Source organism: Thermococcus sp. 9N3, assembly GCF_012027685.1.
In the GTDB taxonomy this organism is placed as follows: domain Archaea; phylum Methanobacteriota_B; class Thermococci; order Thermococcales; family Thermococcaceae; genus Thermococcus; species Thermococcus nautili.
In genome coordinates this window covers 67,160-83,818 of sequence record NZ_SNUV01000002.1, presented here as the reverse complement: position 1 = coordinate 83,818, position 16,659 = coordinate 67,160, and the positions used below count along the sequence as shown (strand labels likewise).

Below are 16,659 nucleotides of genomic sequence, written 5' to 3'. Positions count from 1 at the left end.
GGGCCGGGGGTGAGCAGGAATGCCAACGAACGTAACAGCGGAGTACCTTGCCGCGGAGGAGGAATACAGGAACGCAAAGACAATTCCCGAGAAGATTCGAGCCCTTGAAAAGATGTACGCGACGGTTCCGAAGCACAAGGGAACCGAGAAGCTCAGGCTCCAGATAAAGCGCAAGTTAGCGGAGCTCAGGAAGGAGCTTGAGAAGCAGAGGCAGATGAGGAAAGGCGGTGGCGGGCCCTCGATGGCCGTCAGGAAAGAGGGCGCGGCGCAGATAGTTTTAGCTGGTCTTCCCAACGTTGGCAAGAGCTCACTCCTCAAAGCTCTAACAAACGTCGATGCGGACGTTGCAGATTACGCCTTCACAACCGTTCAGCCGATTCCGGGAATGATGCACCACAAGGACGTTCAAATCCAGCTCGTTGAGGTTCCCGGCCTCGTTGAGGGCGCCGCTCTGGGTAAAGGGATGGGCCCACAGCTCCTGAGCGTTATAAGGAACGCCGATGCGATAGCGATAGTCGTTGACCTCTCCCAGAACCCGGTCAAGCAGATGGAGATTCTTTTGAGGGAGTTCGAGAGAGCCGGAATAAAGGTCAACAAGAGGAAGCCGAGGGTTGAAATCAAGAGAACGGCGATGGGTGGAATCGTCATCAACGGCCAGGAGAACATAAAGGGCGACATTCAGGAAGTCATGAAGATGCTCCGCGAGGAGCGCATACACTCGGCTGAGATAACGGTCAAGGAGCCCGTAACGCTTGAAGAGTTCGCCGATGCCATAGATGAGAGCCTCGTCTGGAGGAGGGCCATAATCATAGCCAACAAGGGCGACGCTCCCGGCAGTAAGGAGAACTACGAGAAACTCGTCAAGGCCTACGGTGACCGCTTCAAGATAATCCCGATATCGGCAAAGAAGGGCATAAACCTCGACAAACTCAAGGACGAGCTCTACGATTTGGCCGGAATCATCCGCGTTTTCACCAAGAGCCCCGGCGAGGAGCCGGCTTATCCTCCGGTCGCGCTTAAGAAGGGCTCTACCGTCATGGATTTGGCCGAGAGGATTCACAAGGACTTCGCCAAGAACTTCCGCTATGCGAGGGTCTGGGGCAAGAGCGTCAAGTTCCCGGGACAGAGGGTTGGTGCCGACCACGTGCTCGAGGATGGGGACATAGTGGAGATTCACGCCCGCTAACGGCAGAACGGCCCTTTGCAGGTTCTTCTCCCCTTCCCGGTCAGTACGTCAAGGCTGTATTCCTTTCCGTCGAGGCTGTCGAGGATTAACCTCTCGCCATCCTTCTCGTAGAGCCAGAAGACCTTGTAGGCGAGTTCTTCTCGAACGACCTCAATCCTCGGGAGCCACCACGAAATCACGCGCGAGTTTCCCCAGGTTATGGCGCTCTCAAAGGCCTTCATCCTCGCCTCCTCTTCATTGACTAGCGGGTTCATAACGGCCTTTTCCTCAACCTCCCACTCCTGGAGTTCTATGAACCTGTCCCCCCTCTCGGCACCGAGCCGGTAGAGGTCGACGTAGGCGAAGTAGTCGAAGACCTTATCCCTCATTCCCAGCCTCTTGTAGTAGAGCCTGAGGTGGTATATCCTGTATGGATACAAAACGAAGCTCGATTCTATTTCAGGACGGAATATAGGCTTCATGACTTTTACCCGGTTCATGCCCAACACCGTAACGGTTTGTACTAATTCGGCTTCCCGAATTCCCACAAACTATTCAACATATAGTTTTGAACGATAGGTTTATAACTTTTTGGCAATAATATACAGCGCTGGCCATTGGCCAGCATATATATGCAGGAGGGTTCAATATGGGGCTCAGTGCCGGTGGATGGGCATTGCTACTGGTTCCAACCCTTTTGGGAATAGCAACGATGCTCCTCTATGGTTTTTGGGACAGAATAACCGGCGAGGAGTACTACGTTGACGACGACATTCTCGCCTACGACGAAGACCTGATTAGACAGCAGGAGGGAGGGGCATGAACACCGAGATACTGATTGGCTTCCTCTTCTACCTCGCGTTGCTGGCCTACATCGGCTGGTGGGCCAACAAGTACACCAAGACCGAGGACCAGTACTTCGTGGGCGGAAGAAAGGTTCATGTCCTGGCCGCTACACTTTCCGATAAGGCGAGCGACTTCAGTGGCTGGCTGATGCTCGGCTATCCGGGAAGCGCCTTCAAAGCCGGTCTCGGTGCATTCTGGGCTGCGGTGGGCTGTCTCTTCGGAACGCTCGCGGACTACGTGCTCATTGGGCCAAGGCTGAGAATCTACGCCGGTAAATTCAGGGCGATAACCGTTCCGGACTACCTTGAGGCCAGGCTCAAGGACGACACAAAGATGATAAGAATCCTCAGCGCGCTGATAATCCTCATATTCATGACCGCTTACGTCGCCGCCCAGTTCACGGCCGGTGGAAAGACGTTTGCAGAGGGCTTCGGAATCAGCGACAACGCGGGAATAATTCTGACGGTGATAATCCTGACCGCCTACGTCATAACCGGCGGCTTCTTTGCGGTCGTCTGGACCGACGTCGTTCAGGCAATGTTCATGCTCCTGACGCTGATAATCGTCCCGTTCCTGGCGCTCGCTGAGATTGGAGGCTTCGACAAGGCCACCCAGATAATAGCCCAGGCTGACCCGACCAAGCTCGACCCGTTCGGAGGGGCAACCGGCTGGGCGGCGATAATCTTCGCCATCGGCTACGCCTCCTGGATAGTCGGCTACCTCGGCCAGCCCCACATAGTTACGCGCTACATGAGCGTTGAGGACCCGAGGAAGCTCAGAAGGCCCGGAATCTTCATCAGCGGAACCTGGACGATACTCGTCCTCTGGGGTGCTTTCTTCGCTGGATTCCTCGGCTTTGCGATGTACCAGGCCGGAATGCTCCAGGTCAGCGACCCGGAGAAGGTAATCCCTGCGATGGCCGTCGAGCTCATGCCCGGCTGGCTGGCCGGCTTCGTCATAGCGGGTATAATCTCGGCCGTCATGAGCACCGCCGACTCACAGTTGCTCGTCGCTTCCTCCGCCATAGCGAGGGACTTCTACCACAAGGTCCTCGGCAAGGAGGTCGGCAAGAGGCAGATGGTTAACATATCGAGGCTCGTCGTTGCCGGCGTCGCCCTCGTCGGTCTCTGGTTCGCGCTGACCGGCAACAAGGTCGTCTATGAGATGGTGGCGACTGCATGGGGCGGTCTCGCGGTCGGTTTCGGCCCGATTCTCGTGCTGAGCCTCTGGTGGAAGCGGGTCACCAAGGAAGGCGCAATCGTCGGCATGGCCTACGGCCTTGTCAGCGAAGTCATTCTTGAGGCCAAGGTCTACGGATGGGCCTTCAACCCGGACGCCCCCGGAATCTTCGGAACAATCGGCTCCTGGTTCAACGGCGTCCCTGTGTTCTTCATCAACTTCTTCGTTACCCTGTTCGTCATAATCGTCGTCAGCCTATTCACAAAGCCGCCAGAGGACGTTGTGAAGCTCCACGAGGAGCTCTTCAAGAAGGTTCCCATCGAGACCGGAAAGAAGAGCCTCACCGAAACCAGGGCCAAGAGCCAGGTTGAGAACGTCGCCGACTTCCTCATCGAGCGCGGTCTTGCCTGATACCTTTACAATTTTTTCGAGGGACAAGGCGTTTTCAACCTTTTGGTTTTAAACCATTTTTGGTCAACCTAACGTTTATAAGGTTTGGATGACATACGTAAAGATGACTAAAATTTCGGAGGTATGGGCATGAGACCCCTCGACCTTACCGAAAAAGACCCTTCTAAGAGAGTTACAATCTACTTCGAGGGCCGACCCCTTGAGGCATACGAGGGGGAAAAGGTTACCGTTGCCCTGCTCGCGAACGGCGTCTACTGGCTAACGACGAGCACCGGGGGAAGAAAGAGGGGCGCCTTTACTTTTGGGCCCGTCCCGATGGTCGTCAACGGCGTCAAGAACGTAAACGCGAGGAAAACCGCCGTAAAGGACGGCATGAGGCTCGAGAGACAGGGCTACGGCGACTTCCAGGAGACGGTAGAAATCGACGAGAGCAAGCCCGTTCTCCAGTACGTGGTTGATGTAGCTATCATTGGCGCCGGTCCGGCCGGCCTCGGCGTCGTCAAGGAAATCGGCGGAAGGCTCACGACGGCGATAATCGAGGAGAGGGGCTGGCTCGGCGGAGACTTAAAGCTCAAGGGCGTCGAGCAGGAGGGCTTTGGAGACCCTAAAGAGGCCCTGAAGGAGCTCTCCGATTTGCCCGAGAACACCCGCGTCTTCCTGAAGAGCGTCGCCATTGGAGTTTTCGACAAGGGCGAGTACTTCCTCGTGCCGATAGTGAGGGGCGACCAGCTGATTGAAATTCTCGCCAAGCGCGTGGTTTTAGCTACCGGAGCCGTTGACAACATCATGCTCTTTGAGAACAACGATTACCCCGGCGTCTTCAGGAGGAGCGACGCGCTTGAGGTCATGAACGTCTGGGGAGTGGCCCCTGGAAGGAAGGTCGCTGTCGTTGGGGCCTTTCCTGAGGAGCTGACTGCCGAGCTCGACCGCTGGGGAATTGAGTACGTTGTGGTCCCCAACCCGAAGCGCGTTGAGGGCAACGAGAAGGTCGAGAGGCTCATAGATGCAAACGGCAACGTTTACGAGGTCGACGCCGTCATAGTCTCCGACGGCAGAAGACCGGACATAAACCCCGTGACCCAGGCCGGTGGAAAGCTGTACTTCAAGCGCGGTTACTACCGTCCGGTTCTCGACTCGAACCACAGAATCCGCGAGGGAATCTACGTGGCAGGCAGTGCGGTTTCGATAAAGCCCCACTACGCGAACTACCTTGAGGGAAGGCTCGTCGGCGCGTACATTCTCAGGGAGTTCGGCTTCGAGGCCGAGCCGTGCGTCTACGAGGAGAGGCTCAAGAACTACGAGCCGATAGCGGTTCCAGTCCACAGGCTTCCGCTCGACGAGTTCAACGGCGAGGACGTTCAGATTTGCGGCTGTGACGTGACGCTGAGAAAGGTTGACGACGTTGTGAAGTCCGGCATCACCGACCTCCAGATAATCAAAAGGCTGACCCACCTCGCCATGGGCTTCTGTCAGGGACGCTTCTGCCTCTTCAACGGTGCCGTCGTTGTATCCCAGAGAACCGGAACGCCGATGGATAAACTTGACATTCCCGTCGCGAGGCCCCCGCTCAAGAACATCCGCATGAAGGTCCCCGCGAGGAGGGATTGAAGATGCCGACGAGGGAACTTCCCGAAAGGAGCGAGATAACGATTATCGGTGGCGGAATAGTCGGCGTCACGATAGCGCACGAGTTAGCTAAGCGCGGTGAGGAAGTTACAGTCATAGAGAAGCGCTTCATCGGCTCGGGCTCCACCTTCCGCTGTGGGACGGGCATAAGACAGCAGTTCAACGACGAGGCCAACGTCCAGGTTATGAAGCGCTCCGTCGAGCTGTGGAAGAAGTACAGCGAGGAGTACGGCTTCTCCTTCGAGCAGACCGGCTACCTCTTCCTGCTTTATGACGACGAGGAGGTCGAGGAGTTCAGGCGCAACATCGCGATACAGAACCGCTTCGGCGTTCCGACGAGGCTCATAACGCCGGAAGAGGCCAAGGAGATAGTGCCGCTCCTCGACATCAGCGAGGTTATCGCCGCTTCCTGGAACCCCACAGACGGAAAGGCGGACCCCTTCCACTCCACCGCGAAGTTCGCGATAAAGGCCGAGGAGTTCGGGGCCAAGCTCGTCGAGTATACCGAGGTCAAGGACTTCATCATCGAGAACGGCGAGATTAAGGGGCTGAAGACGAGCAGGGGAGTCATAAAGACGAGCATAGTCGTCAACGCCACCAACGCCTGGGCCAAGCTCATCAACGCGATGGCCGGGATAAGCACTCCAATTCCGATAGAGCCCTACAAGCACCAGGCGGTCATCACACAGCCCATAAGGAAGGGAGCGATTAAGCCTATGGTCATCTCCTTCAAGTACGGCCACGCCTACCTCACCCAGACCGCCCACGGCGGTGTCGTCGGCGGAGTCGGCTACGAGCTCGGGCCAACCTACGACCTCAGCCCAACCTACGAGTTCCTGCGCGAGGTGAGCTACTACTTCACCAAGATTATTCCGGCCCTCAGAGAGCTCCTAATCCTCAGGACGTGGGCCGGCTACTACGCAAAGACACCCGACAGCAATCCTGCGATAGGGAAAATCGAGGAGCTGAGCGATTACTACATTGCCGCTGGTTTCAGCGGGCACGGCTTCATGATGGCTCCTGCGGTGGCAGAGATGGTCGCCGACCTAATCACGAAGGGCAGAACAGACCTGCCGGTCGAGTGGTACGACCCGTACCGCTTCGAGCGCGGTGAACTGCGCGGGCAGGCGCTTCAGATGGGCTGATTGCCCACGATTTCCACCCTTTTCTTATCATTTCGACGGAAATTTTATAAGTCCCTCGCCGGTTCTTCCAGCGATGAGCAAGCGAGAACTCGTTGTCACCCAGGGAAAGCGCGAGAAAACGCTCAAGCTCAAGAAGCTCCGGGTTAAGCGGAGGAACGTCGTAATCTTGGCCATGGCCATGTTTATCGCTAACGTCGCCTTTGGAATGGCCTTCCCCTACCTCAGCGTCTACATGCGCCTCCTCGGCGCGAGCATGTTCATGGTCGGCCTTCTGAGCGTCGCCTTCAACCTGACCTCGACGGTCTTCCAGTACCCCTTCGGCTGGCTCTCCGACTCAACCGGCAACAGGAAGGGCTTCATAGCCTTCGGCGTGGCATCGATAGGATTCTTCTACATCGTCATGGCCTTCGTCGGCTCCGCCACCAGCGTTCTAATCCTGAGGACCCTCCAAGGTGTTTTCGGTTCCGCCATGACCCCGGCGCATTCGGCGCTGATTTCAGAACTCTCCACGAGGGCGGGCTCGATATTCGGCCTCTTCAACTCCATCGAGAACGCCGGTTACATGGTGGGCAACTTCCTCGGCTCCGCGATAGTCGGCTACCTTGGCGTCAGGAAGCTCTTCCTAATCTCCGGCCTCCTCCTGTTCGTATCTGCCGGAATAGTCCTTCTAATCCGCGAGCGTCCGACGGGAAGGCGCTCCCTCCTCGGCATGATTCTCGTGCAGGAAGGCAGGGAAAGCTGGAGGGCGACGGTCAAGGGCTCGGCCTTCAAGAGGCTCATGCGCGGGCACCTCGGGCTATTCTACGTCACGGTTTTCCTCGTCATGATAGCGAGCGGGCAGTTCTACAGCGTTTCCTCCGTTTACTTCAAGGAGACCTTCGGCGAGTGGAGCGTTGGCGTAATCTTCGGCATAGAGAGCCTCGCCGCGGCGCTAACGGGCTACTTCCTCGGGAAGCTGATAGACAGGCACGGCGCGAAGAGGTTCTATTTAATAGCGATAGCGGGCTACGGTTTGGCTTTCCTGCTCTATGCCGTCGTTAGAAACGTCTGGCTCGTCTTTGGAATAGCCTTCCTCTCGGGCGTCAAGTGGGTTCTGACAATAAACTCGACCTCCGCCTACGTGGCGCAGAACGTCAGGGTGAGCGAGAGGGCACAGGGAATGGGTCTGCTCAACGCCATGATGAGCCTCGGCTGGGTCGTCGGGCCTTTGATTGGGGGCTACCTCTCGGGGATAAGCTTCCAGCTGAACTTCATGAGCACGCTGATTCCCCTCGGGCTGGCCTTTCTGCTCGCCCTCAGACTGCCAGGGTGATACACTCGGGCGGAACGCGCTCGACGATTCTCACGTTCTTTCCGGCCTTGTAAACCCTCAGGCCTTTTCTCCTCAGGCATTCCGCATCTATGATGAGCAGGACCACGTCCCTCCCGTGCCTTCTGCCCGTTTCTATCGCCTCCTCCCTGCTCGTGCTGAGGTGAACGAACTGCCTCCTCATCGGTTTGAGACCCTCGCGCATAATCCTCCCGAGGTTCCTTCTTGGCGTGCCGTGGTAGAGAACTCTTGACTCCATGTCCTCCTCGTGGTCGAGCTTAACTTTGAAGCTGTGGCCGTAGCGGGCGCGGATTTTGCCGTCTCTAATCTCGTAGCGTCCCTTGGAGTCCCCATCAACTATTTCCCTCACGAACTCCTCTGTAACGTCAGGATAAACAGTTTGGAGGGCTTTGACGAGCTCGTTCAGCGGGACGAAGCCTTCTTCGTCTGGCTTCAGCCCGAACTCCTCTGGCGAGTGCCTGAGAATGTAGGCCATGAGCTTGCTAACCTTCACGCGGTTCATACTCACCCCCGAGAAAGAAAAGGGACGGTGCCTTAAGTCCCTTTTCCGGTTTTGATTTCTTGGAACTCTATCCGTTCGACCGCGGTTACAATGTTAGTAATTCTCACGCCTCCCTGCTCTGAAACTGTTTTGAGGGTGTACCTGAAGACGACCTCAACGGGGTATCCTCCCCTGAACCTCAGAATCGCAGTTCCGTTAATGGTGACGTTTCCGTTTCCCTCGATTCCTGGAACTTCGCCGAGCATCATTGTATTGGTGACATTGTAGTAGAACTCCTGAGTGCCGTTCATGAAGTCCACCTTGAAGGGTTCAAGCTCCGTTAGATACCTTCTCACGACTTCAAGGACGTTGGTGGATTCCCAGAGCTTCTCAACGGCCTCTGGCTCGGTCAGGTTCTCGCCCCTGCCCGCGAACTCGAAGTAAGCGCTTTCGTTGGTCACGATGATTCTCGATTTGATAGTCGACGGGCCCACCGTGGCGGTGGAGTTTACCTCTGCCTTCCTGCGGGCGATGTCAACGTAGCCTACTTTACTGCCCTTTATCTCCATCGTCTGGTTTGCGTTTCCAATTATGACTACTGTAACGCCCGTTGTTTCTTCCCGGAACCTAAGAAACGTTATCCTGTCGAGATTCTGAAGGAGCTCTTCTTGGGTGTAGTTCCTTGACTCTCCCGCGGGCAGGAGTGTGGTGGTTGGAGTTGGGGACGTTTTTGTCGGCCTTCCGCTTTCCCCCGAGATGCACCCCGAGGCAATGACAACGATTAAAAGGAGAACGATGAGGTGACGTTTCATTCAATCACCCAAAAAGGTTAGAAAAACTGACTTTAAAAAGTTGTTGAAATGGACTCAGCGGAACTTTCTCAGCGCCATCTCCGCCGCGACGCTTATCGGGTCTATCGTCGGGCTTATCGGCGGGGCGTAGGCGGTCTCAAGGTAAACGATATCTTCTACTGTCGCTCCCTTCTGAGCTAAGGCCGAGAGCGTCATTATCCTGCCCCAGACGCGCTCGCCGCCGACTATCTGCGCTCCGACGAGCTTTCTGTCCGACTTCCTGAAGAGAACCTTTACCGTTATCGGCTTTCCGCCGGGGTAGTACTCGGGCTTTGTTGAGCCCTTGAACTTGCCGACGGCAACTTCAATACCTTCTTTCTTCGCCCTCTCCTCAGTGATGCCAAAGGTGCCTATCTCGAGGCCGAAGAGCTCTGTTATCGCTGTATTAAAGACGGGTCTAAAGGAGACGTCCTTTCCCGCTATGTGCTCCGCTGCCACTTTCGCCATTCTAACAGCGCTCGTTCCGAGCTGGCTGAGCGTTCTTTCCCCAGTTACCGCATCTATCACCTCGGCGCAGTCGCCTATCGCGTAGATGTCAGGGTCGCTCGTCTGTAGGTGCTCGTTGACCACTATCCCCCTGTTCACCTCAAGCCCCGCCTCCTTTGCGAGGTCTGTGTTGGCCCTGACGCCCGTAGCAACGAGAACCAGCTCGGCCGGAACCTTCTCCTCGCCTATTCTAACCGCCTCGACGGGACTGCCGATTATCTCGCTGACTCCAACGCCGAAGCGGAAGGAGACGCCGTTGGCTTCCATCTCCTTCTGGACGAGCTTTGCTGTATCTTTGTCGAGCATCGTTGGCATGAGCCTGTCCATGAGCTCAACGACCAGAACCTCCATTCCGAGCTTGGCAAAAGCTTCAGCCCCCTCTAGGCCAATTAGACCCGCGCCGATGACAACTGCCCTCTTCGGCTTCCTCTCGGCGATGTAAGCTTTAATCCTCCTCACGTCGTCGAGGCTCTTGAGGGTGAAGACGCCCTCGTTTTGAACCCCTTTAATCGGCGGGATAAACGCTTTGGAGCCGAGGGCAAGGACGAGTTTGTCGTAGGGGACCTCGCCCTTGTCGGTAATTACGACCTTCCTATCGCGGTCAATTGCCTTTGCCTCGGTGTTGAGCATGAGCTTTATCTTCTGCTTTTCGTAGAACTCGTTCGGGAAGACGATGACGTCTTCGGGCTTCTCTATCGTCCCGCTTATGACGTGGGGTAAAGCACAGGGCGAGTACTGCATCGTGCCTTCCTTCCCGATGACAACTATTTCCGCCTTCCTGTCGAGCTTTCTCATGAAGAGGGCGAAGTTGCTTCCAGCTGTTCCAGAACCGATAACGACGATTTTCATGAGCACCACCAGCTTGAGAAGGGCGCGGAGGTATAAAAAGTTGGCTTTAACTAGGGTTCATTAGTTGAGTTAACTTTTCAGCTCTTCCCAGTCCTTCCCGCTCTCAAGTGCTTCCCTTTCGAGGGCTTCTATCTCCTCCGGGCTTTCCCCTTCTTCCTCTTCAATTAACCTTGCTTTGAGCATTAGAAGGGCCTTCTCCATCTCATCAAGTCGTTTCTTCATCTCACGGATATCGTAGAGGAGAACGTTTATCGGGTCAGCTTCCATGCCCCCACCACTTCTGAATAAACGAGAGAATATAAAAGGGTTGAGTCAGCGCATCCACTTCCTCGCTATCACCGCGACGATGAGGGCCATAAAGACGGCTCCGGTTAAGGCTTCAAGGGCGCTCAGAGCCTTGAGCCAGCCGGTAGGATGCATGTCCCCGTAGCCAAGGGTCGTGAAGGTGACGAGGGAGTAGTAGAGGGCGTTGGCGAAACGGATGACAATGTTTGAGGTTTTTGGGAATCCCTTAATGAAGTTGCTCCATATTGTGTAGGGAATGGTGTTTCCAATGATTACCAAAAGCGAAAATAAAAACAGGCGAACCCAGTTCGTGCCGTATTCTGGGGGCAAATCTGCTAAAAGCCATTCAACAAAGTTATGGAGTCTTGCTTTAATCTGCTCGAACTTGCTCCTTGCGTTTTGTAAGCGTGCACGTCTCTTAGCTCTCATTTCTAGGACGAACATTCTATCGGCTTCGTCGCGTTTGCCCTCTTTTTCGTAACTGAGACGTTGGACACGACGAGCTTCGATTTCCGCTTCGGGGAGTTTGAACCATTCAGTTGGGATGTCAATATCAATGCCTTTTCGGATGTCCACATGAGAAAAATCGAGCTTTCCGTAGAATTTGAATTTTTCATTTTTAGGTTTCCCCTGGAAAGATACAGGCTCATTAAATGAAGCTCCCTCAAAGGAGACGTCTCCCTTAAAAACAGAGTCCGTAAAATAGACATACCCGTTGAAAGTTGTAGCTGAGAAGTCGGAGTTATTCAAGAATATTATGTTTTCAAAATTGCAACGAAGACCCACATATAATTCAGAGAAGTTTGCTTCGTCGATTTTACAGTTATGAAGTTCAAGAAATCCCGTAAACTGAGAACCTGAAAAGTCACCTGCCACAATTTTTGAGTTGGTTATAACGAATTCTTTGCCGATGATGCAATCATTTATACTTAATGAGAAGGCGTTGATATTCTTGAGTACAATATTCTGTAACTTAGAATCCCAAAACGTTAACCCAATCTTAGTAAACTCAATGTTTTCTCCTAAAATCCCCTCCAGAGTAGATTCTATGAGGACTAGTTCTCCTCCAAAAATACAGTTATTAAATATCAAAATTCCTGAGGGGGAATCAGTTACAATTTCAACATTTTCTTCAAATGTGCTTCCGGAAAAATCTAACCCCGGATACAGTCTTGTTTTGTGCAATTTTAGCACTCCACTAAAGGTTACATCATGAAAATTAAAATACATATTGCTCTTAAATATTGAGTTACTTAAATTTATTTCATGTTTAAATACTGCATTTTCAAACGTAAATCAATCTCTGATTCCACTCGTTGCCTTTCTTGTCCTTATATTCAATCGTCACGTCTGGAATTTCTGGGAAAACAAAACCTCTCGCATCCACAGGCTTTTCAAAAACAAATCTCTTTATTTTCCTTCCATCAACTTCAATCTCTTCAACATGTGGCTTAAATCTATCTAAGAACTTTTTATAGAACTCTACAGCTTCCTCCCCACTCTTATTTGGCTTATGAAAAATGCAGTACTCTTGGTCTGCCGTCTCAGGGTCGCAGTTCCCGAAGTGTGCCATCTTGCACATGGCTGTATATTACCGAACTTGATGATAAAAACATTTTGGCTCAGCAAAATTAGTCAGCAACCAAAATCAAAAGAAAGACTTCAAGGCTCCACAACAGTCCCGCCGTGCTTCCCTCTGACAACGTCGAAGAGGTGATAGGCGTCCTTCTTGCCGACGATGTAGGTCCTTATCCGCCCGCGCTGGATGAACTTCGCCGCTAAGGCATCAACGACACCGCTTCCGCCGGCTTTACTCTCGGCCTCCATCGCAATCTCGACGAGCTGTTCAGGGGTTATTCTGTCGAGCTTCTTCGCGTTCGGGTTCTTCCTCGGGTCGGAGTCGTAGACTCCATCAACGTTGGTTACGACGACAAGGAGGTCGGCCTGAAGGTACTCGGCGAGGAGAGCCGAGACGGCATCGGTCGTGTGGCCGGGATGAGTTCCGCCCATTATCGGTATCTTCTTGAGCTGTATGACCTCCCACGCCTTACGGAAGTCCTGAATGACGAAGGGATAGGCCTTTTCGCCGAGCGCCGCTATGAGGAGCATCGCGTTCGCCCTCGTGATGTGGATTCCTATGTAGTCCTTGAAGGTCTCGTTGGGCGTGAAGGTCTTCGCGGCTTCTATGTACTTGCGCGCCACCTTTCCACCGCCGACAACCACCGCTACCTCGTGGTCCTCGCTTATCTTGATGAGCTCGTACGCTATCGCCTTGATGAACTCGACGTCCGGGTCTTCGGGAACGAGAACAGAGCCACCTATGTCGAAGACGATTCTCATGACGACCCTCACGGTGCTAATCGGCTCGATTTATAACCTTTTTCTTGACGGAGGGATGTTAAAAGGAAAAGCCGGAGAAAAAGCTCACCCAATCTGGAACGCCGAGCTTCTCAGCTCTCCGCGCTCGAAGCGGTACGGGTCGTACCACTCCCAGTCCAGGGGAGCCTTAGAACGACCCTTCGAGATTAGCTCGGCCATGGCCTGGGCAACGGCCGGCGCCATCATGAAGCCGTGGCCAGAAAAGCCCGCCGCGATGTAGAAGTTGTCCAAAAGCTTCCCGATTGCCGGGTTGCTGTCGGGTGTCTTCGCGTAGAAGCCGGCCCACTGCCTTACAACGTGGGCGTAGCGGAGCGGAGGGGCGATTCTCACTGCCCACCTGAGAACCCCGCGCAGGAAGTCGTAGGTCGGCTCCACATCTTCTAAGCTCTTCGCCTCGTGCTCTATCCCCGCACCGCAGATGATTCCGCCGTCCTCGCCGTCCTGAATTATGTAGGCGTCTTCCCACGCTGGCGGGCACACCAAAGGCTCGGCCTGTCCCCTCTCAAGCGGTTCCGTTTTGACGAGCTGGTGCTTGTAGGCCTTAATCGGAACGAGGTCACGCCTTAAGCCCGCCATCTCGTTGATTAGAGGCGCCCATGCGTTGGAAGCATTTAGGACAGCGTCAACCTTAACGCTCTCAACCTTCCCGTTGCTCCTGAACTTTACAGCGGTTATGGTCTCTCCTTCGCGCTCAAGTCCAACGACCTCTGTGTGCTCGCGCGCGTCAACGCCAAGCTCCCTCGCCCTCCGCAGATAGGCGAAGAGCGTCTTGAATGGGTTCGCCTTAGCGTCCTTCGGGTTCCATGCTCCCGCCAAAAACGGCTCGGTGTTGAGGATTGGCACTATCTCCTTCGCCTCGTCCATGCCGATGAGCCTCGTCGGGACGCCGAAGCGGTTCTGCAACTTTATGTTGGCCTTGAACGCCTCAACCTCCTCCTCGCTCGTCGCTAAGAACAGGTAGCCGGTCTGGTTGAAGCCTATATCCGCCCCAAGCTCCTCCTCGAGTTTCTCCCAGCGCTCGACCGAGTGCTTCATGAGCTTGATGTTGGCCTCGTCCGTGAACTGGGCGCGTATTCCCGTGGCACAGCGGAAGGTGGAGCCCGAACCGAAGTAGTTCTTCTCGAAGAGGACCACCTCCTCGCCGAGCTTGGCCAGCTCGTAGGCCGTGGCGACCCCTATTATTCCGCCTCCGATTACCGCGATTCTACTCATCGGCACCACCCACGATGACCTCTACGCGGACCGGCCGAATCGGAACCCTCGCCTTCGGGAGCGGTATCTCCTCGGGCCTCTTCCCGGTCTTCCTCGCGAGGATTGAGATTACGATTGGAATGCACGTCCTCCCCTGGCACGGCCCCATGCCGACGCGGAGGAGCCTTTTAATTTCCTCAATGTCCGTGACGCCTGAATCTATGAGCCTCTCGACGTCTTCAACTGTTACGTCGTTACAGCGGCAGACGATTTTCTTTCCGGTCATGTCATCCCCTCCGTTCAACCCTAACCGCCCGAACGTCCCAGGCCAGCTCAATTGGCACCTCAACAACGATTATCGGCGTGTCACCCTTGCTCTTCTCCCTCGGGACGACGGTAATTACCTTCCCCTTTCCGACCGGCTCGCCGACCCTGTTGAGAAGAACGACCTCCTCGCCCTTCTCGGGAACCGGAAGGAGCTCGTGGGGCATCGTTATGCGCGCTTTGTCGCCGACGTAGTGCACCATGAAGAACGCCAGACCTGGGCAGATTTGGACACAGAGGGAGCAACCGATGCACTTGTCGTAGTCAACAATCGGCAGGTCGTTCGGGGTGGGCATGTTTATTGCGCCCGTCGGGCATATCTCCCTGCACGGGGCGCACGGTATCTCCTGCGGGCACTCAGGAACTGCGACGGGTCTCTTCCTGAGCCTATCCTCGCTCGGCTTCGGAATTATTGAGAACAGCTCCCCCGGGGTTATGTATCCCCTCTGAAGGTAAGCAGGAATCTCGCTCATGCTCTCGCCTCCGCGAGTATTTTCCTAATTCCCTCCGCTACGTGCCTGCCGAAGGGCCCGGAGCGGAACTCGTCAAGGTCGCGCTGGGCCTTCTCTATCTCTCTAACCCAGCTCTCGTCCGCTATTCCGAGCCTCAGCGCTGCTGCTATTCCAGCTATCTTGCCCTCGAGCATCGCGGTGGTTGCCTCCTCAATTCCGGCCGAATCTCCTGCAACGAAGATTCCCCGAACGGTCGTCTCCATCCAATCGTCGCGAACCGCCACGTGGCCTCCCAGCTCGCGGACGTACTTTATCTGACAGCCGGCTTGGTGGAGCAGTTCAATGCTGGGCCTCAGGCCAACGGCGAGCGCTATGACGTCAACCTCGAAGGTCTTCTCTGTTCCCGGAATCGGCCTCCAGTTTTCATCGAGCTGGGCCACAACGGCCCTCTCGACCTTTTCTTTTCCTTCGGCCCGGAGGATGGTGTGCCTCGTGAGTATTGGAACTCCAAGACGCCTGACCTTCGCCGCGTGGACGAAGTAGCCGCCAACTTTGGGCATGGCCTCTACTATCGCCTTCACCTCGACGCCGGCCTGTATGAGCTGGTAGGCGAGGATAAGCCCCACGTTTCCCGCTCCAACGATGAGAACCCTGTCTCCGGGCTTGACGCCGTATGTGTTCATGAGCGTCTGGATTGCTCCGGCGCCGTAAACCCCGGGCAAATCGTTGTTCTCGAAGGGAATCATCCTCTCCATCGCGCCGGTGGCGACGATAACTGCCCTTCCCCTGAACTCTATCAGCTCGCGCTCCTTTCTGACGGCCAGGACGAGCTTCTCTTCGCCCTCCTGGAAGATGCCAACCGCTGAGGTTTCGAGAAATACCTCGACGTTCTCGCTCTTCCTCAGCTCCTCCTCGAGGATTCTCGCGATTTCCACTCCCCTGACTCCCGCGAACTGCTCGCGCTTGCCGAAGAACTTGTGGGTCTGCTTGACGAGCTGGCCGCCGAGCATGTGGTTCTCGTCTATGAGAACGACCTTGGCCCCGGCCCTCGATGCGTGAATTGCCGCCATCAGCCCAGCGGGGCCGCCGCCTATGACTATGATGTCCGCCCTAACGACCTTCGCATCTTTGAATTCCGGCGGCTTGGCCTTAGTCGGGAGCCTGGACCTTCCGTGCTGGCGCTCTATCCTCATGCCGTCCTCGACGAGTGTTATGCACGTCCTGACGTTTGGAATCCCGTTGACGACCATCAGGCAGGAGGAGCACTTGCCTATGGCGCAGAAGAGCCCCCTCGGGCGCTTCTCGTTCGGGGAGTAGTTGAGGACCCTGATTCCCGCGGCGTGAAGGGCAGTCGCTATTGTCTCGCCCTCGTAGGCCTTGAGGGGTTTCCCTTCAAAGTATATTGTAACCTCTCTGCCGCGTTCAAACCTGAGAACAGGATGTTCATTGAGGCGCATTAACGGTCACCTATGAATGGATGCTTCGTTTTGTTTATGAAAATTTTTCAACCCGAAGGTTCTTCACCTTTGGTTTTCGAGCCGAGATGTACGTGAGAAAAGGAAAAGAACCCAAATCCATCTGTTTCAGGTCTTGTTTGAGACTGCATGTGAGTCTAACGACCGTTCTGGTTGGCCGTAGTTTGAGTAGAGTTTCTGACCG

General features: G+C 55.0%; 18 protein-coding genes. 6 read left to right on the top strand and 12 right to left on the bottom strand.

All coding sequences use genetic code 11. The features are described 5' to 3' along the window. The first annotated feature begins 19 nt into the window (after positions 1-19). Positions 20-1,186, top strand: a complete 1,167-nt coding sequence (locus E3E30_RS07425; RefSeq protein WP_167729095.1) for a GTP-binding protein — start codon at positions 20-22, stop codon at positions 1,184-1,186. On the opposite strand, the gene E3E30_RS07420 is transcribed toward E3E30_RS07425, so the two are convergent. After that, positions 1,183-1,665 (bottom strand): hypothetical protein, encoded by a 483-nt coding sequence (locus E3E30_RS07420; RefSeq protein WP_167729094.1) that lies wholly within the window; start codon positions 1,663-1,665, stop codon positions 1,183-1,185. The genes E3E30_RS07425 and E3E30_RS07420 overlap by 4 nt on opposite strands. Positions 1,666-1,814: 149 nt before the next feature. Here E3E30_RS07420 and E3E30_RS07415 point away from each other — a divergent pair, with 149 nt between their 5' ends. The 5 genes from E3E30_RS07415 (at position 1,815) to E3E30_RS07395 (ending at position 7,684) form a co-directional block, all read left to right on the top strand. Further along, positions 1,815-1,988, top strand: coding sequence for a hypothetical protein (locus E3E30_RS07415; RefSeq protein ID WP_167729093.1), 174 nt, complete (start codon positions 1,815-1,817; stop codon positions 1,986-1,988). Continuing rightward, positions 1,985-3,601, top strand: a complete 1,617-nt coding sequence (locus E3E30_RS07410) for a sodium/proline symporter (protein WP_167729092.1) — start codon at positions 1,985-1,987, stop codon at positions 3,599-3,601. Before E3E30_RS07415 ends, E3E30_RS07410 begins: the two co-directional genes overlap by 4 nt. Positions 3,602-3,730: 129 nt before the next feature. Beyond that, positions 3,731-5,209 carry an FAD-dependent oxidoreductase gene (locus E3E30_RS07405; protein WP_167729091.1) on the top strand — a complete coding sequence of 493 codons (1,479 nt, stop codon included), beginning with the start codon at positions 3,731-3,733 and terminating at the stop codon, positions 5,207-5,209. Between the two features lie 2 nt (positions 5,210-5,211). Continuing rightward, a complete protein-coding gene (locus E3E30_RS07400; protein WP_167729090.1) occupies positions 5,212-6,372 on the top strand; it encodes an FAD-binding oxidoreductase in 1,161 nt (386 codons plus the stop codon). Positions 6,373-6,445: 73 nt separating this feature from the next. Beyond that, complete coding sequence (locus E3E30_RS07395) at positions 6,446-7,684, top strand: MFS transporter (RefSeq protein WP_167729089.1); 1,239 nt, start codon at positions 6,446-6,448, stop codon at positions 7,682-7,684. Here the strand turns inward: E3E30_RS07395 and E3E30_RS07390 are convergent. From E3E30_RS07390 to E3E30_RS07340, 11 genes are all read right to left on the bottom strand, one after another. Beyond that, a complete protein-coding gene (locus tag E3E30_RS07390) occupies positions 7,668-8,204 on the bottom strand; it encodes an RNA 2'-phosphotransferase (RefSeq protein ID WP_167729088.1) in 537 nt (178 codons plus the stop codon). The two genes, E3E30_RS07395 and E3E30_RS07390, sit on opposite strands and share 17 nt — an antisense overlap. A gap of 32 nt (positions 8,205-8,236) precedes the next feature. Continuing rightward, a complete protein-coding gene (locus E3E30_RS07385) occupies positions 8,237-8,995 on the bottom strand; it encodes a hypothetical protein (RefSeq protein ID WP_167729087.1) in 759 nt (252 codons plus the stop codon). Positions 8,996-9,049: 54 nt separating this feature from the next. Continuing rightward, entirely contained in the window at positions 9,050-10,369 is a 1,320-nt protein-coding gene (locus E3E30_RS07380) for an FAD-dependent oxidoreductase (RefSeq protein ID WP_167729369.1), read from the bottom strand. 69 nt (positions 10,370-10,438) lie between these two features. Next, entirely contained in the window at positions 10,439-10,636 is a 198-nt protein-coding gene (locus E3E30_RS07375) for a hypothetical protein (protein ID WP_167729086.1), read from the bottom strand. Positions 10,637-10,681: 45 nt separating this feature from the next. Then, positions 10,682-11,848, bottom strand: coding sequence for a potassium channel family protein (locus tag E3E30_RS07370; RefSeq protein ID WP_167729085.1), 1,167 nt, complete (start codon positions 11,846-11,848; stop codon positions 10,682-10,684). A 91-nt stretch (positions 11,849-11,939) separates the two neighbouring features. After that, positions 11,940-12,236, bottom strand: coding sequence for a hypothetical protein (locus E3E30_RS07365; RefSeq protein WP_167729084.1), 297 nt, complete (start codon positions 12,234-12,236; stop codon positions 11,940-11,942). Between the two features lie 80 nt (positions 12,237-12,316). Continuing rightward, entirely contained in the window at positions 12,317-12,994 is a 678-nt protein-coding gene (gene pyrH, locus E3E30_RS07360; protein WP_167729368.1) for a UMP kinase, read from the bottom strand. A gap of 84 nt (positions 12,995-13,078) precedes the next feature. After that, positions 13,079-14,245: an FAD-binding oxidoreductase gene (locus E3E30_RS07355; protein ID WP_167729083.1), complete on the bottom strand. Its 1,167-nt coding sequence runs from the start codon at positions 14,243-14,245 to the stop codon at positions 13,079-13,081. Further along, on the bottom strand, positions 14,238-14,510 hold the full coding sequence (locus E3E30_RS07350; RefSeq protein WP_042691515.1) for a (2Fe-2S)-binding protein: 273 nt from the start codon (positions 14,508-14,510) through the stop codon (positions 14,238-14,240). The genes E3E30_RS07355 and E3E30_RS07350 overlap by 8 nt, the downstream gene beginning before the upstream one ends. Position 14,511: 1 nt before the next feature. Next, positions 14,512-15,021 (bottom strand): 4Fe-4S binding protein, encoded by a 510-nt coding sequence (locus E3E30_RS07345; RefSeq protein ID WP_167729082.1) that lies wholly within the window; start codon positions 15,019-15,021, stop codon positions 14,512-14,514. Beyond that, entirely contained in the window at positions 15,018-16,457 is a 1,440-nt protein-coding gene (locus E3E30_RS07340) for an FAD-dependent oxidoreductase (protein WP_167729081.1), read from the bottom strand. Before E3E30_RS07340 ends, E3E30_RS07345 begins: the two co-directional genes overlap by 4 nt. Between the last annotated feature and the right edge of the window lie 202 nt (positions 16,458-16,659).